The following is a 20,629-nucleotide window of genomic DNA, read 5'->3' as shown; positions in this document are numbered from 1 at the left end:
ATGTCCAATTCCCTGTTCAGCCTGGGCTTCGGCGTCGGCACTCAGAACCGCCAAGGTGCTTGGCTGGAAGTGTTTTACGCACAGCCCTTGCTCAACCCGTCGGCTGACATCGTCGCGGCCATCGCGCCGATCCTTGGCTACACCGAAGGCAACCAGGCGATTACCTTCACCGTCACCCAGGCCCTGCAACTGGCCGACGCGCTCAAAGGCGTCGACGCCACCCAGGCCGCCCTGTTGAGCCGCCTGGCTGAAAGCCATACGCCGCTGGTTGCGACCTTGCTGGCCGAAGACGCCGCCCTGACCTCCACGCCTGAGGCCTACCTCAAGCTGCACCTGCTGTCCCACCGCCTGGTCAAACCCCACGGCCTGAACCTGGCCGGCGTGTTCCCGCAACTGCCGAACGTGGCCTGGACCAGCCAGGGCGCCATCGACATCGCCGAACTGGCCGAACGCCAGTTGGAAGCACGCCTGCGCGGCGAGCTGCTGGAAGTGTTCTCGGTGGACAAGTTCCCGAAAATGACCGACTACGTCGTACCGAGCGGTGTGCGTATCGCTGATGCCGCCCGCCTGCGCCTGGGCGCCTACGTGGGCGAAGGCACCACCGTCATGCACGAAGGTTTCGTCAACTTCAACGCCGGCACCGAAGGCCCGGGCATGATCGAAGGCCGCGTATCGGCTGGCGTGTTCGTCGGCAAGGGTTCCGACCTGGGCGGCGGCTGCTCGACCATGGGTACCCTGTCGGGCGGCGGCAACATCGTGATCAAGGTCGGCGAAGGCTGCCTGATCGGCGCCAATGCTGGTATCGGTATCCCGCTGGGCGACCGCAACACCGTGGAGTCCGGCCTGTACGTGACCGCCGGGACCAAAGTTGCCTTGCTGGACGAGAAGAACCAACTGGTCAAAGTGGTCAAGGCGCGTGAACTGGCCGGCCAACCGGACCTGCTGTTCCGCCGCAACTCCGAGACCGGTGCCGTGGAGTGCAAAACCCACAAATCGGCCATCGAACTGAACGAAGCGCTGCACGCTCACAACTAAGCAGCCACTCGATGCCCCAGCGGGCCGCACCTTCGGGTTGCGGCCCGCTTATACGAGTCTTGAACATCATGCTTGTGCCCTCCCCCTGGCGTGCCGACTTCCCAGCCATCGCCACCCTGCAACGGCAAGACCAGACCTACCTGGACAACGCCGCCACCACGCAAAAACCCCAAGCCCTGCTGGATGCAATCAGCCATTACTACGCCAATGGCGCAGCCAACGTGCACCGTGCCCAGCATTTGCCGGGAGCCCATGCGACCCAGGCGTTTGAAGACAGTCGCAGCAAGGTTGCGCAGTGGTTGAATGCGGGTGACAGCGGGCAGGTGGTGTTTACCCACGGCGCGACCTCTGCGCTGAACCTCCTGGCCTACGGCCTCGAGCACTTATTCGACGCGGGCGATGAGATTGCCATCAGCGCCCTGGAGCACCACGCCAACCTGTTGCCCTGGCAGCAACTGGCCAGACGTCGCGCACTGACGCTGGTGATACTGCCCCTGGACGCTGACGGCGTGATCGACCTTGACTCCGCTGCCCGGCTGATCGGCCCGCGCACGCGGCTGTTGGCGGTCAGCCAGTTATCCAACGTACTCGGCACCTGGCAGCCGCTCGACGCCTTGCTCGGGCTGGCCCGCAGCCACGGCGCGCTGACGGTGATCGACGGCGCCCAAGGCATTGTCCATGGCCGCCACGACGTGCAGGCTCTGGGCTGCGACTTCTATGTATTTTCCAGTCACAAACTGTACGGCCCAGACGGGGTCGGCGTGCTCTACGGCCGCCATGAAGCCTTGCATCACCTGCGCCACTGGCAGTTTGGCGGAGAAATGGTGCAGCAGGCGGACTACCACAGCGCCAGCTTCCGCCCTGCCCCCCTGGGTCTTGAGGCGGGAACGCCACCGATAGCTGGCGTGATCGGCCTGGGTGCGACCCTGGATTACCTGATCTCGCTGGATCCACAGGCGGTGGTCAGGCATGAAGCGGCACTGCACGATTATTTGCTGCGCGGTTTAAAAGCGCGCAATGGCGTGCGCATACTCGGCGCGCCGCAAGTGGCGCTGGTCAGCTTTGTGGTCGAGGGCGTGCATAACGCCGACCTCGCGCACCTGCTGACCGAGCAGGGGGTCGCCGTGCGTGCCGGTCATCACTGTGCGATGCCGTTGCTCAAGATGCTGCAGCTGCCGGGGGCGATTCGCGTGTCCCTCGCGCTGTACAACGACTCCGATGACCTGGAGCGCTTCTTTGAAGCGCTGGACCAGGCGCTGGAGATGCTGCGATGAGCTTGCCGGTGGATGCGGTGGCCGCGCTGGAAGCCTTTCAGTCAGTCGGCAGTTGGGAACAACGCGCCCGAATGCTGATGCAATGGGGTGAGCGCCTGCCCGCCTTGGCGGATGAGGACAAGGTCGATGCCAACCTCGTACAGGGCTGTGAGAGCCTGGTGTGGTTGGTGGGGCATTTGCACAATGGCCACTGGCAGTTTGCCGCCAGCAGCGAGGCGCGGATGATTCGTGGACTGGTGGCGTTATTGCTGGCGCGGGTGAATGGGTTGTCGGCGGCTGAGTTGCAGGCGGTGGACTTGCCCGACTGGTTCAATCAACTCGGGCTTTCCCGCCAACTGTCGCCGTCACGCAGCAATGGCCTCAATGCAGTCTTGCAGCGCATGCGCGAACTCAGCCATACATAAAACCAAATGTGGGAGGGGGCTTGCCCCCGATGGCTGAGTGTCAGTCGCTGAATAAGCTGATTGATCCACCGCTATCGGGAGCAAGCCCCCTCCCACATTTTCAGGCAGGCTTGACCCGCTCCGACGGCCGGCGCACCCCGGCCACAATCTTGTCCACCGCCTTGGTCGCCGCCACCATGCCGAACGTAGCGGTCACCATCATTACCGCGCCAAACCCTCCCGCGCAGTCCAGCTTCACGCCATCGCCGACAAAACTCTTCTGCAAACAGATGCTGCCGTCCGGCTTGGGATAGCGCAGCTGCTCGGTGGAAAACACGCAGGGCACGCTGTAATGGCGGGTTACCGTGCGTGAGAAGCCATAGTCACGACGAAGAGTGGAGCGCACTTTCGAGGCCAGCGGGTCGTTGAAGGTGCGGTTCAGGTCGCACACCTGGATCAGCGTCGGGTCGATCTGCCCGCCGGCGCCACCGGTGGTGATGATCTGGATCTTGCGGCGTTTGCACCAGGCAATCAGCGCCGCCTTGGCGTTGACCGCGTCGATACAATCGATCACGCAATCGATGTTCGGGGTGATGTACTCGGCCATGGTGTCGCGGGTAACGAAGTCCGCCACCGCATGCACGGTGCAATCCGGGTTGATACCGCGCAGGCGTTCGGCCATCACCTGGACCTTGGGTTTGCCCACGGTGCTGTCCAGCGCATGCAGCTGGCGGTTGCTGTTGCTGACGCAAACGTCATCCAGGTCAAACAGCGAAATCTCGCCCACCCCGCAACGGGCTATCGCTTCCGCCGCCCACGAGCCCACGCCGCCGACGCCGACGATCGCCACATGGGCCGCTTTCAAGCGTTCCAGGCCTTCAATGCCATACAAGCGGGCGACGCCTGCAAACCGCGGATCTTCTGTGCTCATGACCATTACCCTAAAAACCGGCGCGCATTATGGACTACGCCGCGACAAGTTCGAAGCTTCCAGCTACAAGTAAAGAACTTAGGTGAACATTCGCGGACTAACGTCCGGCTTTTCTCTGTCTGCTGTACGCTCAGGGAAAGGCCGGTGTAGGATGCGCGCCGTTCGGTGCAGGCCGACACCTCTTTTCGTTCCACACCCTTTGGAACCCGAAATAACCATGGCATCGCGTAAATTTGGACTCAACCTGGTGATCGTGCTGGCAATCGCCGCGCTGTTCACTGGCTTCTGGGCGCTGATCAACCGCCCGGTCACCGCTCCCAACTGGCCCGAACAGATCTCCGGGTTCTCTTACTCGCCGTTCCAGCAAGGCCAGTATCCTCAGAAAAACCAATACCCGTCTGACGACCAGATGCGCCAGGACCTGGCGATCATGAGCAAGCTGACGGACAACATCCGTACCTACTCGGTCGACGGCACCCTGGGCGATATTCCCAAGCTGGCCGAAGAGTTCGGCCTGCGGGTGACACTGGGGATCTGGATCAGCCCGGACCTTGAGCGCAACGAACGCGAAATCCAGCGCGCCATCGAAATCGCCAACAGCTCGCGCAGCGTCGTGCGCGTGGTGGTCGGTAACGAAGCGTTGTTCCGTGAAGAAATCACCCCGCAGGACTTGATCGTGCTACTGGACCGCGTGCGTGCAGCGGTCAAGGTGCCGGTGACGACTTCCGAGCAGTGGCACATTTGGGAAAAAAACCCGGAACTGGCCAAGCACGTCGACCTGATCGCCGCGCACATCCTGCCGTTCTGGGAATTTATCCCCATGGACAAGGCCGGCCAGTACGTACTCGACCGTGCGCGGGACCTGAAGAAACTGTTCCCGAAAAAGCCGCTGCTGCTGTCGGAAATTGGCTGGCCGAGTAACGGACGCATGCGCGGTGGTAATGAAACCTCACCTGCCGACCAGGCGGTTTACCTGCGCACGCTGGTGAACAAACTCAATCGCCAGGGCTACAACTACTTTGTCATCGAGGCGTTCGATCAGCCTTGGAAAGTCAGCGACGAAGGCTCGGCGGGCGCTTATTGGGGCGTATTCAACGCCGCGCGTCAGCAGAAATTCAACTTTGAAGGCCCGGTGGTCGCAATTCCGCAGTGGCGCGTGCTGGCCATCGGTTCGGTGGTGCTGGCGCTGCTGTCCCTGACCCTGCTGATGATCGACGGCTCGGCCCTGCGCCAACGCGGTCGTACCTTCCTGACGTTTATCGCGTTCCTTTGCGGTTCGGTGCTGGTGTGGATCGGCTACGACTACAGCCAGCAATACAGCACCTGGTTCAGCGTGACCGTGGGCATTCTCCTGGCCCTCGGTGCCCTGGGTGTGTTTATCGTGCTGCTGACCGAAGCCCACGAACTGGCGGAAGCGGTGTGGACCCACAAACGCCGACGTGAATTCCTGCCGGTCGAAGGGGAATCGGACTACCGTCCGAAAGTGTCGATCCATGTGCCGTGCTACAACGAGCCGCCGGAGATGGTCAAACAGACCCTCGACGCCCTGGCCGCACTCGATTACCCGGACTACGAAGTCCTGATCATCGACAACAACACCAAGGACCCGGCGGTATGGGAACCGGTGCGCGACTACTGCGAAACCCTGGGCCCGCGCTTCAAGTTCTTCCACGTCGCGCCCCTGGCCGGTTTCAAGGGTGGCGCGCTGAACTACCTGATCCCGCACACCGCAAAGGACGCCGAAGTGATCGCGGTGATCGACTCGGACTACTGCGTGTCGCCCAACTGGCTCAAGCATATGGTGCCGCACTTCGCCGACCCGAAAATCGCCGTGGTGCAGTCGCCCCAGGATTACCGCGACCAGAACGAAAGCACCTTCAAGAAGCTCTGCTACGCGGAATACAAAGGCTTCTTCCATATCGGCATGGTCACCCGCAACGACCGCGACGCGATCATCCAGCACGGCACCATGACCATGACCCGTCGCTCGGTGCTCGAAGAACTCGGCTGGGCCGACTGGTGCATCTGTGAAGACGCCGAACTGGGCCTGCGCGTGTTCGAAAAAGGCCTGTCGGCGGCGTATTACCACGACAGCTACGGCAAGGGCCTGATGCCCGACACCTTTATCGACTTCAAGAAACAGCGTTTCCGCTGGGCCTACGGTGCGATTCAGATCATCAAGCGCCACACCGCCAGCCTGCTGCGCGGCAAAGGCACTGAGCTGACCCGTGGCCAGCGCTATCACTTCCTCGCGGGCTGGCTGCCGTGGGTGGCCGATGGCATGAACATCTTCTTCACCGTGGGCGCGCTGCTGTGGTCGGCGGCGATGATCATCGTGCCGACCCGCGTCGATCCGCCGTTGCTGATCTTCGCGATCCCGCCGTTGGCGTTGTTCGTGTTCAAGGTGGGCAAGATCATCTTCCTCTACCGCCGTGCGGTCGGGGTGAACCTCAAGGATGCCTTCTGCGCGGCCCTGGCCGGCCTGGCGTTGTCGCACACCATCGCCAAAGCGGTGCTGTACGGCTTCTTCACCACCAGCATTCCGTTCTTTCGTACACCGAAAAACGCGGATAACCACGGCTTCTGGGTGGCGATTTCCGAAGCCCGCGAAGAAATGTTCATCATGCTGCTGTTGTGGGGCGCCGCCTTGGGGATTTACCTGGTGCAAGGCCTGCCGAGCAATGACATGCGCTTCTGGGTGGTGATGTTGCTGGTGCAGTCGCTGCCGTACTTGGCGGCGCTGATCATGGCGTTTTTGTCGTCGCTGCCGAAACCGGCGCCGAAGGCAGAGCCTGTCACCGCCGTGTAAAAACTTGCGCAATGCACTAAACGGCGGCCTCTGGCCGCCGTTTTGCTATAAGATAACGGCCGTTTTACACGCCTTGCACACATCACTGTAGGAGCGAGCTTGCTCGCGAAAATCGTTAACGATGAAGCGGGTACCCTGAATGCACGCGGAGCCCTTGCGTTTTTCGCGAGCAAGGGCTAGCCGCCCGCCTCGCTCCTACAATTAGAACGTCGCTGTCTCGATTTCCGGAGTTTTCCCATGACGGCCCATGCCGACCTTTCGCCGACCCTTCAACTCGCCATCGACCTGATCCGTCGCCCGTCGGTCACGCCGATCGATGCCGATTGCCAGAAGCTGATGATGCAGCGACTGGGCGACGCCGGTTTTGCGCTCGAGCCGATGCGCATTTTCGAGGTGGATAACTTCTGGGCCACCCATGGCAACCAGGAAGGCCCGGTGCTGTGCTTTGCCGGCCACACCGACGTGGTGCCGACCGGGCCGGTGCAGGCCTGGCAGAACGACCCGTTCGACGCGCTGATCGACGAACACGGCATGCTGTGCGGCCGTGGCGCGGCGGATATGAAAGGCAGCCTGGCGGCGATGCTGGTGGCGGCGGAGCGTTTTGTCGCCGACTACCCGGACCACAAAGGCTCGGTGGCCTTCCTGATTACCAGCGATGAAGAAGGCCCGGCGCACCATGGCACCAAGGCCGTGGTCGAGCGCCTGGCCGCACGCAACGAGCGCCTTGACTGGTGCATCGTCGGCGAGCCATCGAGCACGACACTGGTGGGCGATGTGGTCAAGAACGGCCGTCGTGGCTCCCTCGGCGCCACCCTGACCGTGCGCGGTGTACAGGGCCACGTGGCGTATCCGCACCTGGCGAAGAACCCGATCCATCTGGCCGCACCGGCATTGGCCGAACTCGCCGCCGAGCATTGGGATGACGGCAACACCTTCTTCCCACCGACCAGTTTCCAGATCTCCAACCTTAATTCCGGCACCGGCGCCACCAACGTCATTCCCGGCGACCTGACAGCGGTGTTCAACTTCCGTTTCTCCACCGAATCCACCGTGGAAGGGTTGCAGCAGCGGGTCGCAGCGATTCTGGATAAACACGGCCTGGACTGGCATGTGGACTGGGCGCTGTCGGGGCTACCGTTCCTCACCGAGCCGGGCGCATTGCTCGACGCGGTATCGGCCAGCATCAAGGCGATCACCGGGCGTGAAACCAAGGCATCCACCAGTGGCGGCACCTCGGACGGCCGTTTCATTGCGACCCTGGGCACCCAGGTGGTCGAGTTGGGCCCGGTGAATGCGACGATCCATCAGGTCAACGAGCGCGTCCTCGCCAGCGACCTCGATGTGTTGACCGAAATTTACTACCAGACCCTGATCAAGTTGCTCGCCTGATGCTTGCCTGCCCCCTTTGCAGCGCCCCGCTCACTGCGGTGGACAACGGTGTGGCGTGCCCCGCCGGGCACCGTTTCGACCGCGCGCGCCAGGGTTACCTGAACCTGTTGCCGGTGCAGCACAAGAACAGCCGCGACCCCGGCGATAACCTGGCGATGGTCGAGGCGCGCCGCGACTTCCTCAATGCCGGGCACTACGCCCCTGTGGCCAAGCGACTGGCGGAGCTGGCCGCCGAACGCGCGCCACAACGCTGGGTGGACATCGGCTGTGGCGAGGGCTACTACACCGCGCAAATCGCCGATGCCCTGCCCGACGCCGACGGCTACGCCCTGGATATTTCCAAGGAAGCGGTCAAGCGCGCGTGCAAGCGCAACCCGGCGCTGACCTGGTTGATCGCCAGCATGGCCCGCGTCCCATTGGCCGACGCCAGTTGCCAGTTTCTCGCCAGCGTGTTCAGCCCGCTGGACTGGCAGGAAGCCAAGCGCCTGCTCAGCCCTGGCGGCGGCTTGATGAAGGTGGGTCCCACCCGCGGCCACCTGATGGAGCTGCGCGAACGCTTGTACGACGAAGTGCGCGAATACACCGACGACAAACACCTGGCGCTGGTGCCGGATGGCATGGGCTTGGCGCACAGTGAAACCCTTGAGTTCACACTGCGCCTGGCCGAGCCCGGGGACCGCGCCAACCTGCTGGCCATGACCCCTCACGGCTGGCGTGCGAGCGCCGAGCGCCGCAGCGAGGTGATCGAAGCCGCCGAGCCGCTGCAGGTCACCGTGTCGATGCGCTACGATTATTTCGTGCTTCAATAACCGACTTTTCAGCACCCGCGAATGGATTTTCGAATCCCGCAACGAGGAACATCCATGCGCCAACCCGATATTGAGATTTACCTGAAGGACGCCGACGTCGACTACAAGGCCATCGCCGCCTGGCTGGGCGCCGCCCTGGGCCCGTGCACCGACTGGGTCCAGAAGGGCCAGACCTACAAGTGCAAAGCCGGCAACGTGCCGGTGACCTGGCTGCCAAAAGCGGTCGGCAAATGGAACAGCCTGTACCTGGAAAGCGATCAGACGCCGTGGGACGACGACATCGCCTGCGCCCGCGCCGCGTTTGCCGCATTGAATGTTGAAGTGCGCTGCGCGCCAGGGACTTGGGTCGAGGAAGAGGGCGAAGACAGCGCTGACACCTGGATTCGCATCAGCGCAGACGGCGAAGAACAGATCACCTGGAAAACCGCCTGACCCCGAACGCTGCAAACCCAATCAAAAATGTGGGAGGGGGCTTGCTCCCGATAGCGGTGGATCAGTCGATTTATTCAGCGACTGACACTCAGCAATCGGGAGCAAGCCCCCTCCCACATGGGTTTGGCGGTGTAGCAAATTACAGGCCGACCACATCCTCCGCCTGCAAGCCCTTATCGCCTGTCACCACGGCGTATTCCACCTGTTGGCCCTCGGCCAGCGAGCGGTGGCCGTCACCGCGAATGGCGCGGTAGTGCACGAACACATCCTTGCCGTCTTCACGCTGGATAAAGCCATAGCCCTTGGCGTCGTTGAACCACTTCACACTGCCGGTTTCGCGCGTTGTCATCTGTTCACTCCCACTGGTTTTTATTATTGAGTCGCTGGCGTTGAACTGCCGAGTATAAGACACGTTCAAAAACCATCAACCCAACTTTACATCGCCGCTTTTTTGCCGATTTTCGGTGAATACGGCACACTACCCGCCCGAGCGCCTGCTCGGTTTTTTCCACTTGAAGCAGTTCGCCTATGACCCGCTCCCCGTTCCGTCGTCTGGTGTTTGGCACCTTGCGTCGACTGCTGTACCTCTGGGTTCGCTCGGAGACGATCAACCAGTCGTCCCTCACCCTTAACCTGGACCGCAGCCGGCCGGTGTTCTACGTCCTGCAATCGCCCTCCCTGACCGAATTGGCCGTGGTCGATACCGAGTGCACCAAGGCCGGCCTGCCGCGCCCGGTGCTGCCGGTTTCGGTAGGCCCGTTGATGGAACCCGCAGCGTTCTTTTACCTCACGCCGGACCCGGATTGGCTCGGCCGCCAGGACAAGCGCGGCACACCGCCCACCCTGACGCGCCTGGTCAACACCCTGACCGAACATGCCGAAGAGAATGCACAAATCATTCCGGTCAGCGTGTTCTGGGGCCAATCCCCCGCAAGTGAGTCCAGCCCCTGGAAACTGTTGTTCGCCGACAGCTGGGCGGTCACCGGGCGCCTGCGCCGGTTGTTGAGCATTCTGATCCTGGGTCGCAAGACCCGGGTGCAATTCTCCGCGCCCATCAACCTGCGTGAATTGATCGAGCACAATAAAGGGCACGAACGCACCGTGCGCATGGCCCAACGCATCCTGCGCGTGCACTTTCGTAACCTGAAGACCGCCGTGATCGGCCCCGACCTGTCCCACCGTCGCAACCTGGTGAAGGGCCTGGTCAATATGCCGCTGGTGCGCCAGGCCATTGCCGATGAAGCCGAGCGCGAGAAAATCTCGCCGGAAAAAGCCAAGGCCCTGGCGCTGCGCTATGGCAACGAAATCGCCTCGGACTACACCTACACGGCGATCCGCTTCCTGGAAGTGGTGCTGAGCTGGTTCTGGAACAAAATCTACGACGGCATCAAGGTCAATAACATCGAGGGTGTGCAACAGGTTGCCCAGGGCTACGAAGTGATCTACGTGCCTTGCCACCGCAGCCATATCGACTACCTGCTGCTGTCCTACCTGCTGTTCAAGAATGGCCTGACCCCGCCGCACATTGCCGCCGGCATCAACCTGAACATGCCCGTGATCGGCAGCCTGCTGCGTCGTGGCGGTGCGTTTTTCATGCGCCGCACCTTCAAGGGCAACCCGCTGTACACCTCGGTATTCAACGAATACCTGCACACCCTGTTCACCAAGGGTTTCCCGGTGGAGTACTTCGTCGAAGGCGGCCGTTCGCGCACCGGGCGCATGCTGCAGCCGAAAACCGGGATGCTGGCGATCACCCTGCGCAGTTTCCTGCGCTCTTCGCGCATGCCCATCGTGTTCGTGCCGGTGTATATCGGCTATGAACGGGTGCTGGAAGGCCGTACCTACCTGGGCGAGCTGCGCGGTGCGAGCAAGAAGAAAGAGTCGATTTTCGATATTTTCAAAGTGGCAGGCGCGCTCAAGCAGCGCTTCGGCCAGGTCGCGGTCAACTTCGGTGAGCCGATCAAGCTGGCGGAGTTTCTCGACCACGAGCAACCGGATTGGCGCTCTCAGGAACTGGGCCCGAACTACAAGCCGGCCTGGCTGAATGAAACCACTCACCGCCTCGGCGAGCAGGTGGCCCGCCACTTGAACGAGGCCGCTGCGGTGAACCCGGTGAACCTGGTGGCCTTGGCGCTGCTGTCGACCACTCGCCTGGCACTGGATGAGCAGGCCATGGCCCGCCAGTTGGACCTGTACCTGGCGCTGCTGCGCCGCGTGCCCTATTCACCGCATACCACCCTGCCGGAAGGCGACGGCCTGGCGCTGATCAAGCACGTCAAGGACATGAAGCTGCTGTCGGAACAGAGCGATGCCCTGGGCAAAATCGTCTATCTGGATGAGCAGAACGCCGTCCTGATGACCTATTACCGCAACAACGTGCTGCACATCTTCGCCCTGCCCGCGCTGCTGGCGAGTTTCTTCCAGAGCAGTTCGCGGATGAGCCGCGAACAGATCCTGCGCTACACCCATGCGCTCTATCCGTACCTGCAGTCGGAGCTGTTCATCCGCTGGTCTCTGGAGGAGCTGGATGCGGTGGTCGACCAATGGCTGGATGCGTTCGTCGAACAGGGCCTGCTGCGCTTCGAAAACAACGTGTACCTGCGCCCGGCGCCGAGTTCGCGGCATTTCGTGCTGCTGACGCTACTGTCCAAGAGCATCGCCCAGACCCTGCAACGCTTTTACATGGCGATCTCGCTGCTGCTCAACAGCGGCCAGAACAGCATTAGCGCCGAGGAGCTGGAAGACCTGTGCACGGTCATGGCCCAGCGGCTGTCGATCCTGCATGGCCTCAATGCCCCGGAATTCTTCGACAAGAGCCTTTTCCGACATTTCATCCAGACCTTGCTGGAGCAAGATGTGCTGCGCCGCGATGAAGCCGGCAAGCTGAGCTATCACGACCTGCTCGGCGAGCTGGCCGAAGGCGCGGCCAAGCGTGTACTGCCGGCGGACATTCGCTTGTCGATCCGCCAAGTAGCGTTGCATCGCGTCGATGGGGCGGCCGAGCAACCGGTGGAACCGGCGCAATCCCCACAAGATTGAACAAGGCGCCGGGCGGTTTCCGGCGCCGTTGATAAGGAGCTGCACCATGAAGAAGATCATCCTGCTGGGCCTCACGGCCCTGCTCGGAGCCTGCCAATCCATGTCTCCCACCCCCAAGGCCAGCCTCGACGGCGAAGTGTTCTACCTGCAACGCATCGCCCTGCCGCCTACCGCCACCTTGAGCGTCAGCCTGCAAGACGTGTCGCTGATGGACGCCCCGGCCGTGGTGCTCGCCGAACAGAAAGGCCCGATCAAAGGCCAGGTGCCGCTGCCGTTTCACTTAAGTTATGACCCGGCGCAGGTCAAGCCGGGCCATCGCTACTCGGTCAGCGCTCGCATCGAGGTAGATGGCAAGCTACTGTTCATCACCACTGAACGGCACGCCGTACAGCTCGACGGCCAGGATCAACAGCCGCTGCGCGTGCGCGTCGATGCTGCAGCCCACTGAATTCAACCACAAGGAAGCGCCCATGCTCCGTAACCCTCTTCGCCTCACGGCCCTGCTCACCGGCCTGCTGCTGGGCACCAGCGCCATGGCACTGGACCTTGGCAGCCTGTCCCAGGGCGACGCCAGCGGCGGCCTCAAGGACGCCTTGACCCAAGGCGCGCAGATCGCCGTGAAACAACTGGGCACGCCCGGTGGCTTCAGCAATAACCCCGACGTGAAGATCGGCTTGCCGGGCAAGCTGGGCAAGGTCGCTGACAAGTTGAAGATGTTCGGCATGGGCGATCAGGTCACCCAGCTCGAAACCAGCATGAACAAAGCGGCGGAAACCGCCGTTACCCAGGCTCAGCCGATTCTGGTCAATGCCGTGAAAAACATGAGTGTGACCGATGCCAAAGGCATCCTCAGCGGCGGCCAGGACTCAGCCACCCAGTACCTGAACAAGAGCAGTCGCGACCAAATCCGCGCCAAGTTCCTGCCCATCGTCAAGGCTGCCACCGACAAGGTCGGCGTGGCCCAGCAGTACAACGCACTCGCCGGCAAGGCGGCCGCGTTTGGCGCGGTGGACGCCAAAAGCGCCAATGTTGAAAACTACGTGACCGAACAGGCGCTGGACGGCTTGTTCAAGATGATCGCGCAGCAGGAAGAAACGATTCGCAAGAATCCGGCAGCTGCCGCCACCAGCCTTGCCAAGAAAGTGTTCGGCGCGCTGTAGACAGTGTATGCACCCGAGCAGGCGGGGAAGATCACCTGCTCGGGAGCCGCTCACTGCACCGTCAAAACAGCTTGCCGGCCAGCCCGCCAAAGATCACCGCACCCAGCGGCATCACGCCTACGCCGAACTTGATCGAGCCACCACCGCCATGGCAGTCGGGTTTGGGTTTGCACTTGTCATTACAGTCATTTGCAGGTGGCTTGGGCTTTGCGCAGTTACCGCCGCCGAAGCTGCTGCTGACAGAAACGCTCAACGATTTGCCGATGAAAAATCCCATTGGACACTCCTTGAATCATCAGATGTGAGATCCGGCCCGCCGGCGTGAAATCCGTCGGACTGAATACCTGTAATCAGGTAGTCCATGAGTGGCGAAACCTTAAGAAACGTTCCTTGCGAAGATTCCAATCATTGCCGCTTGACCCTGAACCACGCGGCGTAAAGCGCCGGTAGAAACAGCAGCGTCAACGCCGTCGCCACGATCAACCCGCCCATGATTGCCACCGCCATCGGCCCGAAGAACACACTGCGCGACAGTGGAATCATCGCCAGTACCGCAGCGAGTGCGGTCAGCACGATCGGCCGAAAGCGTCGGACCGTGGCTTCAATAATCGCTTGCCAGGGCGCCAGCCCCGCCTTGATGTCCTGTTCGATCTGGTCGACCAATATCACCGAGTTGCGCATGATCATCCCCGACAGGGCGATGGTGCCGAGCATCGCCACGAAACCAAATGGTTGACGAAACACCAGCAGAAACAGTGTGACGCCGATCAAGCCCAACGGAGCAGTCAGAAACACCATCGCTGTGCGTGAGAAGCTGCGCAGTTGCAGCATCAGCAAGGTCAGCACCACCACGATAAACAACGGCACACCGGCCTTCACCGAGTTCTGTCCACGCGCAGAGTCCTCCACGGTGCCACCGACCTCCAGCAAATAGCCGTCAGGCAACTCGGCACGCACGCCTTCAAGGGTCGGCAGGATCTGCTGGACCAGCGTCGCCGGTTGTTCCTTGCCATAGATATCGGCGCGCACGGTCACCGTAGGTAGACGGTTACGGTGCCAGATGATGCCTTCCTCAAAGCCATACTCAAGGGTTGCAATCTGCGCCAAGGCCACACTTTTACCGTTGTCGGTAGGTACGGCGAGGCTGGGCAGCAGCGACAACTCGGTGCGTTCGTGAACGGTGCCGCGCAGGAGGATTTCGATCAACTCGTTATCCTCCCGGTACTGGCTGACGGTGCTGCCGGTCAGGGAGCTTTGCAGGAATTTCGACAGATTGGCGGTGCTCACGCCCAGCGCGCGAGCGCGGTCCTGGTCGATATTCAGGTAGACAATTTTGCTCGGTTCTTCCCAGTCCAGATGCACATTGACCACGTGGGTGTTCTCGCGAACCTTGGTCGCCACTTTGCGCGCCAGGGCGCGGACTTCTTCGATGTGCTCACCGGTCACGCGAAACTGCACGGGGTAGCCCACCGGCGGACCATTCTCCAGGCGGGTGACGCGTGAACGCAGGTCAGGAAACTGTTCGTTCAGGGTTTCGATCAGCCAGGCGCGCAGGCTTTCGCGCTCTTCGATGGTGTTGGCCAGCACCACAAATTGCGCGAAGCTGGCCGCCGGCAGTTGCTGGTCGAGCGGCAGGTAGAAGCGCGGCGAACCGGTGCCCACGTAGGCCACGTAATTGCCGATGCCGGCGTGTTCCTTGAGCAAGGTTTCGAGGCGTTTGACCTGCTCGGCGGTGTTGCTCAGGGAGGCACCTTCGGCCAGTTTCAGGTCGACCATCAGTTCCAGGCGACCGGAGGCCGGGAAGAACTGTTGCGGCACGAAACGGAACAATGCAACCGAGCCGATAAACAACAGCAGCGTCAGGACGATCACCGTCTTGCGCCGACGTACGCACCACTCCACCAATCGTCTTACGCGCTGGTAGAACGGCGTGCCGTAAGGGTCAGGACCGTTGGTGCCGTGTTTGGCCGCATGAATCTTCGCCAGGTCCGGCAGAAGCTTTTCGCCCAGATAGGGTACGAACACCACGGCGGCAACCCAGGACGCCAGCAAAGCGATGGTCACCACCTGAAAGATCGAGCGGGTGTATTCGCCAGTACTCGATTGCGCGGTGGCAATCGGCAGGAAGCCAGCAGCCGTGATCAAGGTACCGGTGAGCATCGGGAACGCGGTACTGGTCCAGGCGAAACTCGCGGCCTTGAGCCGGTCGTAGCCCTGCTCCATTTTGATCGCCATCATTTCCACAGCAATGATTGCGTCATCTACCAGCAAACCCAAGGCCAATACCAGGGCACCCAGGGAGATTTTATGCAGGCCGATGCCGAGGTAGTACATGGCGGCGAAAGTCATCGCCAGTACCAACGGAATCGCCAACGCCACCACCATGCCGGTGCGCACGCCCAAGGAAAAGAAGCTCACCAGCAACACAATGGCCAACGCTTCAGCCAGCACCTGGACGAATTCGCCGACACTGGTTTTCACCGCTGCCGGTTGATCGGAGACCTTGCGCAACTCCATGCCCGCCGGAAGATTCTTCTGCAATCGTGCGAATTCACGCTCCAGGGCCTTGCCCAGCACCAGAATGTCGCCGCCGTCACGCATGGCCACGGCCAGGCCGATGGCGTCGGCGCCCATGTAGCGCATGCGCGGTGCCGGTGGGTCATTGAAACCACGGTGAATATCGGCCACATCGCCGATGCGGAAGGTTCGCTCGCCCACCCGAATCGGAAAGTTGCGGATCTCTTCCACGCTCTTGAAGTTACCCGACACCCGCAACTGCACCCGTTCGGTCGGGGTTTCAAAGAAGCCTGCGGTGGAGACCGCGTTCTGCTCCTGCAGCGCCTGCTGCACAGCGGCCATTGGCAGGCCGAGGGTAGCGAGCTTGAGGTTGGACAGCTCGATCCAGACCTTTTCGTCCTGCAGGCCAAGCAGCTCAACCTTGCCCACGTCCGGCACCCGTTGCAGCTGAATCTGGATGCGGTCGGCGTAGTCCTTGAGCACGGCGTAGTCGAAACCGTCACCGGTCAAGGCGTAGATATTGCCGAACGTGGTGCCGAACTCATCGTTGAAAAACGGCCCCTGGATATCCGGCGGCAGGGTCTGGCGGATATCGCTGATCTTCTTGCGCACCTGGTACCACAGCTCGGGAATCTGCGCCGAGTGCATGGAATCACGAGCGATGAAGGTGACTTGGGATTCGCCGGGCCGCGAGAACGAGACAATGCGCTCGTACTCGCCAGTTTCCATCAATTTTTTCTCGATGCGCTCGGTGACCTGGCGTGAAACTTCCTGGGCCGTGGCCCCAGGCCAGTTGGTCTTGATCACCATGGCCTTGAAGGTGAAGGGAGGGTCTTCGCTTTGCCCCAGCTTGGTGTAGGACAAAGTGCCGACCACCGCCAGCAGGATCATCAGGAACAGTACGATCTGGCGATTACGCAACGCCCATTCGGAAAGATTGAAACCCATCGGGGACTACTCCTTGGCCGCCAGATTCACCACACGGTTGGCGCGATCCACCGGGCGCACTTGCTGCCCCTCATGGAGCACATGCACACCCGCCGCAATCACCCAGTCGGTGGGCGCCAGGCCTTCGAGTACCGGCACGGTCTTCTCGCCAAACGCGCCGATGCGCACGGGTGTGCGCTTGAGGGTGTTATCCGGTTGCACACGCCAGACGTACGACGCGCCGTTTTCCGCACTCAGGGCAGACAGCGGCACCGACAGTGGAATCACACCGTCGACCTGTATGAATACGCGGGCGCTCTGGCCGAGTTCCGCCGGGACTTTACCGCCCGTGAACGCTACCCGCGCAGCGAAGGTGCGCGACTTCGGGTCGGCGGCGGGCGACAGCTCGCGAATGCGCCCGGCAAACCGTTGATCCGGCTGGCTCCACAGCTCAACCGACACCGGCTGGCCGATCTTGAAACGGCCGAAGCCTTGCTCAGGCAGGCTGATCAACACTTCACGCTCGCCATCGGTGGCCAGGGTGAACACAGTTTGGCCAGCGGAGACGACCTGGCCGACTTCAACCGCGCGCCTGGCGACGACACCGTCCTGGGGCGCACGCAGCACCGCATAGCCGGCCTGGTTGCTGGACACGTCGAATTCAGCATTGATCTGCTTGAGACGTGCCTCACCGGCTCGATAAAGATTTTCAGAATTGTCGTACTGGGACCGGCTAACCATCTGACGGTCCATCAGGGTCTTGTAGCGGTCACGCTCGGCGCGCACCAGGCTCAGGTTGGCTTGGGCAGCCGCCACTTGGGCACGGGAGGCTTCCAGTTGCAGGCGCACATCCTGGGGGTCGAGCTCTGCCAGGGGCTGGTTGGCCTTGACCCGCTCGCCCTCTTCCACCAGGCGCTTGCTGACTTTGCCACCGATGCGAAAGGCCAGATCCGGTTCATAGCGGGCGCGCACTTCACCTGGATAGCTGTCTATCGCCTGCGCCGAAGGCTGGGGTTGCACCACCATGGCCGGGCGAATAGTGGTTTGGACCGCGTCTTCGTGGCCGCAGGCGGCTAACAGGAAGACCAAGCTGACAGGCAACGCAAGGGGCAGGAACGTGCTGCGCATGCTGTAGGACCTTTCGCAAATGATGCTAGGAATAATTATACTGGCCGGTATGTTATTAATACCAAACTCACCAGTCCAGTATTAAAGGTGAAAATGTCCGACAATCCTATAAACACCAACAGCCCCGGGCGCCCCAAGGACATGGCAAAACGCCAGGCAATCCTCGAAGCCGCCAAAGTTCTGTTTTTGGGCAATGGCTATGCCAGTACCAGCATGGACGCTGTGGCGCTTGAAGCGGGGGTGTCGAAACTGACCGTCTACAGCCACTTCACCGACAAAGAAACCTTGTTCACTGCCGCCGTCGTCGCCAAGTGCGAGGAACAACTGCCGGTAATGTATTTCGAACTGCCCGATGCCATGCCGGTGCAAACGGTGCTGCTGAACATCGCGCGCGGGTTTCATCGGCTGATCAACAGCGAGGAGTCGGTGAACCTGCATCGCCTGATGATGACGACCGGCAATCAGGACGTGAAACTCTCACAGATCTTCTTCGAAGCAGGGCCCATGCGCATGTTGCAGGGCATGGAGCGTCTGCTCAGTCGAATCGACGAGAGTGGCGCCCTGAGCATCGACAAACCCTTCAAGGCGGCCGAACACTTCTTTTGCCTGCTCAAAGGCACGGCGAACTTCCGTCTGCTGTATGGCTGTGGCGGGCAATTGAGCGAGGCGGACGCCGAGGCGCATGTGCAGGAGGTGGTGGGGTTGTTTATGCGGGCTTACCGCCTATGAAGCCTTCGCCGTCTGGACTGGCGCTATCGCAGCATGGATATCTACACACTTTGCCGTCGCTCTGAACCTGTGACGGCTCGGGAGCCGAAGCCTCTCTAACTGACGCCCCGCGCTCCAAATGTGGGAGGGGCGGTGCGACGATTCGACTTGCCCCCGATGGCGGCCTGACAGACGACCAGGATGTTAGATCAGAGCGAGTACATATCCGTTGCTGCGGTAACGGCGGCTTAGGGTTCCGCCCTTACGGCGTCTCACTTTTGAAAAGCGCAAAAGTAAGCAAAACGCTCTTGCCCCACCACTCGGCACCTCGCCTAGGCTCGGTGTGCCCGTAATCCGACATTGATTTGGGGGGCCGCCGCCACGCGCCATCCATGGCGCGGGGCGGCTAAACCGGCATCCCTGCCGGTTTACCCCCCAAATCACTGTCGAATTCCGGCCAGCGTGGTTTAACGGGGCGCCTAAGATCAAGAGCAAGAGCGGCTCGCTTCGCATCGTGGTTAGCGTAGGCTGCTACGAAGTTGTGTAGATACCTATGCCGCGATGGGGCCCCTGAAGGCCGGATACGTTTTAAGGCTTGAGTGCTTTTTTAGGATAAATATCGTACCGACTGGATTTACCCTCCAGCGCATGGCTCGGCTTGGGCCCCTCAATGCACGGTGCCTTGCGCGGGCGCTTGACCACCACACGGTGGCTGGCCAGGGCCAACGCCGCTGCGAGCAAGGCCGGTGCGTCCGGGTCATCGCCGACCAGTGGCCGGAACAGACGCATTTCCTTCTTCACCAGGGCGGTTTTCTCACGATGCGGGAACATCGGGTCTAGGTAGATCACCTGCGGCGGCTCACCCTCCCAATTGCACATCACCTCGATGGAGTTGCCCTTGAGCAGCTGCATCCGCGCTACGATCGGCGCCACTTCAAAATCCTCTGCAGCGCGTGCCAGGCCATCTTCGAGCAAGGCGCCGATCAACGGCTGGCGCTCGACCAGGCTCATCTCGCAGCCCAGGCTGGCCAGCACGAAAGCATCCTTGCCCAGGCCCGCCGTGGCGTCGAGCACGCGCGGGCGAACGCCTTGGGCGATGCCCACGGCCTTGGCGATCATCTGCCCGCTGCCGCCGCCGTACAGCCGCCGGTGCGCTGCGCCGCCTTCGATAAAGTCGACCCGCACCGGCCCTGGCGCGTCAGGCCCGAGCTGTTGCAACTGCAGGCCTTGTTCCCCGACTTGCAGGGAAAAATCCGCATCATCGAGTTGCACAGGCAAGCCAAGCAGCGCCGCCCACTGCTCGGCGCGGGCCTGGAATCCTTCGGCCAAAGCCTCGACCCGAATGCGGCTGGCCGCTGGTTGTTCGCTCATCAATCGCTACGCTCAAAAATATTAAGGATCGGCAAACACCGGCCGATAAAAACAACAGTCAGGTATTTTGCCAGAGCTGAGCGTCGACCGAAAAAAATGTCAGACATTCTTCCCCTAACTATCGGTGTACTGCCGACCCACAACCACTACGGCCTGCGCAATACTCAAGCGCTGGCCGGGGTGAGCCATGTGTGGCAGGACTTCTTCGCCCGCGCCCTGGCCGAGCAGCTCGGTGCCACGCCGGGCGCGCTGGCCGCCATGGCGACTGCACCGAAAGACCCGGCGGTGGAACCCAGCGAAGGCGCCGACCTGCTCGCGCAGATCCTCACCCAGCGCGAGTGCGACGTAAAAGACACCGTGATCGCCCCGCCTGAGCCGCTGTTCCTGCCGATTGCCGAATTCGAGACCGAGTTGCTGCCACCCGCGGCGGCACCCTTTCCTGATGAAGACATCATCGCCCAGCAACGCCAGCAGAATTTCGAAAGCGGCTGGGTACGCCCGATTGTCCTGAGTGCAGGTCAACCCGTCGCTGAGCCGGGCCCGGCGCCGCAACCCCGCCCGCTGCACTTGCCGATTGCCGAGTTCGAGCTGGACTTGTTGCCACCGGCCGCGACTCCGTTCACCGAACAGGCCCTGGCAGAACAACAGAAGGCCCTGGATTTTGATTACCACTGGGCACGCCCGCTGATCGCCAACAACCTGCGCCTGGCCGCCTGA

Annotated in this window: 18 protein-coding genes; 12 read left to right on the top strand and 6 right to left on the bottom strand. The window is 61.7% G+C overall.

Going from position 1 to position 20,629, the window contains the following annotated elements:
- The 3 genes from dapD (at position 1) to C4J85_RS06110 (ending at position 2,713) form a co-directional block, all read left to right on the top strand.
- On the top strand, positions 1 to 1,035 hold the full coding sequence (gene dapD / locus C4J85_RS06120) for a 2,3,4,5-tetrahydropyridine-2,6-dicarboxylate N-succinyltransferase (RefSeq protein ID WP_124366109.1): 1,035 nt from the start codon (positions 1 to 3) through the stop codon (positions 1,033 to 1,035).
- A gap of 68 nt (positions 1,036 to 1,103) precedes the next feature.
- Entirely contained in the window at positions 1,104 to 2,309 is a 1,206-nt protein-coding gene (locus C4J85_RS06115) for an aminotransferase class V-fold PLP-dependent enzyme (protein ID WP_124409224.1), read from the top strand.
- Positions 2,306 to 2,713, top strand: a complete 408-nt coding sequence (locus C4J85_RS06110) for a SufE family protein (protein WP_124409223.1) — start codon at positions 2,306 to 2,308, stop codon at positions 2,711 to 2,713. Before C4J85_RS06115 ends, C4J85_RS06110 begins: the two co-directional genes overlap by 4 nt.
- Positions 2,714 to 2,813: 100 nt before the next feature.
- Here the strand turns inward: C4J85_RS06110 and tcdA are convergent, their stop codons facing one another.
- Positions 2,814 to 3,623 (bottom strand): tRNA cyclic N6-threonylcarbamoyladenosine(37) synthase TcdA, encoded by an 810-nt coding sequence (gene tcdA / locus C4J85_RS06105; RefSeq protein ID WP_372237484.1) that lies wholly within the window; start codon positions 3,621 to 3,623, stop codon positions 2,814 to 2,816.
- A 217-nt stretch (positions 3,624 to 3,840) separates the two neighbouring features.
- On the opposite strand from tcdA, the gene C4J85_RS06100 reads away from it, so the two are divergent.
- The 4 genes from C4J85_RS06100 (at position 3,841) to C4J85_RS06085 (ending at position 9,062) form a co-directional block, all read left to right on the top strand.
- A complete protein-coding gene (locus C4J85_RS06100) occupies positions 3,841 to 6,432 on the top strand; it encodes a glycosyltransferase (protein ID WP_124366105.1) in 2,592 nt (863 codons plus the stop codon).
- A 237-nt stretch (positions 6,433 to 6,669) separates the two neighbouring features.
- Complete coding sequence (gene dapE, locus C4J85_RS06095; RefSeq protein WP_124409222.1) at positions 6,670 to 7,821, top strand: succinyl-diaminopimelate desuccinylase; 1,152 nt, start codon at positions 6,670 to 6,672, stop codon at positions 7,819 to 7,821.
- Complete coding sequence (locus C4J85_RS06090) at positions 7,821 to 8,630, top strand: putative RNA methyltransferase (RefSeq protein ID WP_124406454.1); 810 nt, start codon at positions 7,821 to 7,823, stop codon at positions 8,628 to 8,630. Before dapE ends, C4J85_RS06090 begins: the two co-directional genes overlap by 1 nt.
- Positions 8,631 to 8,684: 54 nt before the next feature.
- Positions 8,685 to 9,062 carry a hypothetical protein gene (locus C4J85_RS06085; RefSeq protein ID WP_124409221.1) on the top strand — a complete coding sequence of 126 codons (378 nt, stop codon included), beginning with the start codon at positions 8,685 to 8,687 and terminating at the stop codon, positions 9,060 to 9,062.
- Between the two features lie 139 nt (positions 9,063 to 9,201).
- On the opposite strand, the gene C4J85_RS06080 is transcribed toward C4J85_RS06085, so the two are convergent.
- On the bottom strand, positions 9,202 to 9,411 hold the full coding sequence (locus C4J85_RS06080; protein ID WP_124366102.1) for a cold-shock protein: 210 nt from the start codon (positions 9,409 to 9,411) through the stop codon (positions 9,202 to 9,204).
- Positions 9,412 to 9,590: 179 nt separating this feature from the next.
- On the opposite strand from C4J85_RS06080, the gene plsB reads away from it, so the two are divergent.
- Genes plsB through C4J85_RS06065 form a run of 3 tightly spaced genes read left to right on the top strand, consistent with a single transcriptional unit; the run spans position 9,591 to position 13,261 of the window.
- Positions 9,591 to 12,101 (top strand): glycerol-3-phosphate 1-O-acyltransferase PlsB, encoded by a 2,511-nt coding sequence (gene plsB / locus C4J85_RS06075; RefSeq protein ID WP_124409220.1) that lies wholly within the window; start codon positions 9,591 to 9,593, stop codon positions 12,099 to 12,101.
- A gap of 46 nt (positions 12,102 to 12,147) precedes the next feature.
- Positions 12,148 to 12,549 (top strand): YbaY family lipoprotein, encoded by a 402-nt coding sequence (locus C4J85_RS06070; RefSeq protein ID WP_124361594.1) that lies wholly within the window; start codon positions 12,148 to 12,150, stop codon positions 12,547 to 12,549.
- A gap of 22 nt (positions 12,550 to 12,571) precedes the next feature.
- A complete protein-coding gene (locus C4J85_RS06065) occupies positions 12,572 to 13,261 on the top strand; it encodes a DUF4197 domain-containing protein (protein ID WP_124361593.1) in 690 nt (229 codons plus the stop codon).
- A gap of 61 nt (positions 13,262 to 13,322) precedes the next feature.
- Here C4J85_RS06065 and C4J85_RS06060 read toward each other — a convergent pair whose 3' ends face one another.
- The 3 genes from C4J85_RS06060 to C4J85_RS06050 all read right to left on the bottom strand — a co-directional run bounded on the left by C4J85_RS06060 (position 13,323) and on the right by C4J85_RS06050 (position 17,833).
- The gene (locus tag C4J85_RS06060) at positions 13,323 to 13,538 is read right to left on the bottom strand and encodes a hypothetical protein (RefSeq protein ID WP_124366099.1); all 216 of its coding nucleotides are present in this window, start codon (positions 13,536 to 13,538) and stop codon (positions 13,323 to 13,325) included.
- Positions 13,539 to 13,666: 128 nt separating this feature from the next.
- Positions 13,667 to 16,726 (bottom strand): efflux RND transporter permease subunit, encoded by a 3,060-nt coding sequence (locus tag C4J85_RS06055; RefSeq protein ID WP_124409219.1) that lies wholly within the window; start codon positions 16,724 to 16,726, stop codon positions 13,667 to 13,669.
- Positions 16,727 to 16,732: 6 nt separating this feature from the next.
- Positions 16,733 to 17,833 carry an efflux RND transporter periplasmic adaptor subunit gene (locus tag C4J85_RS06050; protein WP_124409218.1) on the bottom strand — a complete coding sequence of 367 codons (1,101 nt, stop codon included), beginning with the start codon at positions 17,831 to 17,833 and terminating at the stop codon, positions 16,733 to 16,735.
- A 93-nt stretch (positions 17,834 to 17,926) separates the two neighbouring features.
- On the opposite strand from C4J85_RS06050, the gene C4J85_RS06045 reads away from it, so the two are divergent.
- Complete coding sequence (locus tag C4J85_RS06045; protein WP_124366096.1) at positions 17,927 to 18,562, top strand: TetR/AcrR family transcriptional regulator; 636 nt, start codon at positions 17,927 to 17,929, stop codon at positions 18,560 to 18,562.
- A 567-nt stretch (positions 18,563 to 19,129) separates the two neighbouring features.
- Here the strand turns inward: C4J85_RS06045 and C4J85_RS06040 are convergent.
- On the bottom strand, positions 19,130 to 19,912 hold the full coding sequence (locus tag C4J85_RS06040; protein WP_124406448.1) for a class I SAM-dependent methyltransferase: 783 nt from the start codon (positions 19,910 to 19,912) through the stop codon (positions 19,130 to 19,132).
- Positions 19,913 to 20,008: 96 nt separating this feature from the next.
- Between C4J85_RS06040 and C4J85_RS06035 the strand changes: the two genes are divergently transcribed.
- On the top strand, positions 20,009 to 20,629 hold the full coding sequence (locus C4J85_RS06035) for an energy transducer TonB (RefSeq protein WP_124409217.1): 621 nt from the start codon (positions 20,009 to 20,011) through the stop codon (positions 20,627 to 20,629).

Source organism: Pseudomonas sp. R4-34-07 (genome assembly GCF_003852375.1).
Lineage (GTDB): Bacteria > Pseudomonadota > Gammaproteobacteria > Pseudomonadales > Pseudomonadaceae > Aquipseudomonas.
This window is presented reverse-complemented; position numbering and strand designations above follow the sequence as displayed.

Excerpts from the sequence above, each read along its gene's own strand:
- C4J85_RS06090 (WP_124406454.1), top strand. The coding sequence starts at position 7,821 with ATGCTTGCCTGCCCCCTTTGCAGCGCCCCGCTCACTGCGGTGGACAAC.
- C4J85_RS06115 (WP_124409224.1), top strand. The coding sequence starts at position 1,104 with ATGCTTGTGCCCTCCCCCTGGCGTGCCGACTTCCCAGCCATCGCCACC.
- C4J85_RS06070 (WP_124361594.1), top strand. The coding sequence starts at position 12,148 with ATGAAGAAGATCATCCTGCTGGGCCTCACGGCCCTGCTCGGAGCCTGC.
- C4J85_RS06080 (WP_124366102.1), bottom strand. The coding sequence starts at position 9,411 with ATGACAACGCGCGAAACCGGCAGTGTGAAGTGGTTCAACGACGCCAAG.
- C4J85_RS06060 (WP_124366099.1), bottom strand. The coding sequence starts at position 13,538 with ATGGGATTTTTCATCGGCAAATCGTTGAGCGTTTCTGTCAGCAGCAGC.
- tcdA (WP_372237484.1), bottom strand. The coding sequence starts at position 3,623 with ATGAGCACAGAAGATCCGCGGTTTGCAGGCGTCGCCCGCTTGTATGGC.
- dapE (WP_124409222.1), top strand. The coding sequence starts at position 6,670 with ATGACGGCCCATGCCGACCTTTCGCCGACCCTTCAACTCGCCATCGAC.
- C4J85_RS06055 (WP_124409219.1), bottom strand. The coding sequence starts at position 16,726 with ATGGGTTTCAATCTTTCCGAATGGGCGTTGCGTAATCGCCAGATCGTA.
- C4J85_RS06035 (WP_124409217.1), top strand. The coding sequence starts at position 20,009 with ATGTCAGACATTCTTCCCCTAACTATCGGTGTACTGCCGACCCACAAC.
- C4J85_RS06085 (WP_124409221.1), top strand. The coding sequence starts at position 8,685 with ATGCGCCAACCCGATATTGAGATTTACCTGAAGGACGCCGACGTCGAC.
- C4J85_RS06110 (WP_124409223.1), top strand. The coding sequence starts at position 2,306 with ATGAGCTTGCCGGTGGATGCGGTGGCCGCGCTGGAAGCCTTTCAGTCA.
- dapD (WP_124366109.1), top strand. The coding sequence starts at position 1 with ATGTCCAATTCCCTGTTCAGCCTGGGCTTCGGCGTCGGCACTCAGAAC.
- C4J85_RS06065 (WP_124361593.1), top strand. The coding sequence starts at position 12,572 with ATGCTCCGTAACCCTCTTCGCCTCACGGCCCTGCTCACCGGCCTGCTG.
- plsB (WP_124409220.1), top strand. The coding sequence starts at position 9,591 with ATGACCCGCTCCCCGTTCCGTCGTCTGGTGTTTGGCACCTTGCGTCGA.
- C4J85_RS06045 (WP_124366096.1), top strand. The coding sequence starts at position 17,927 with ATGTCCGACAATCCTATAAACACCAACAGCCCCGGGCGCCCCAAGGAC.
- C4J85_RS06040 (WP_124406448.1), bottom strand. The coding sequence starts at position 19,912 with ATGAGCGAACAACCAGCGGCCAGCCGCATTCGGGTCGAGGCTTTGGCC.
- C4J85_RS06100 (WP_124366105.1), top strand. The coding sequence starts at position 3,841 with ATGGCATCGCGTAAATTTGGACTCAACCTGGTGATCGTGCTGGCAATC.
- C4J85_RS06050 (WP_124409218.1), bottom strand. The coding sequence starts at position 17,833 with ATGCGCAGCACGTTCCTGCCCCTTGCGTTGCCTGTCAGCTTGGTCTTC.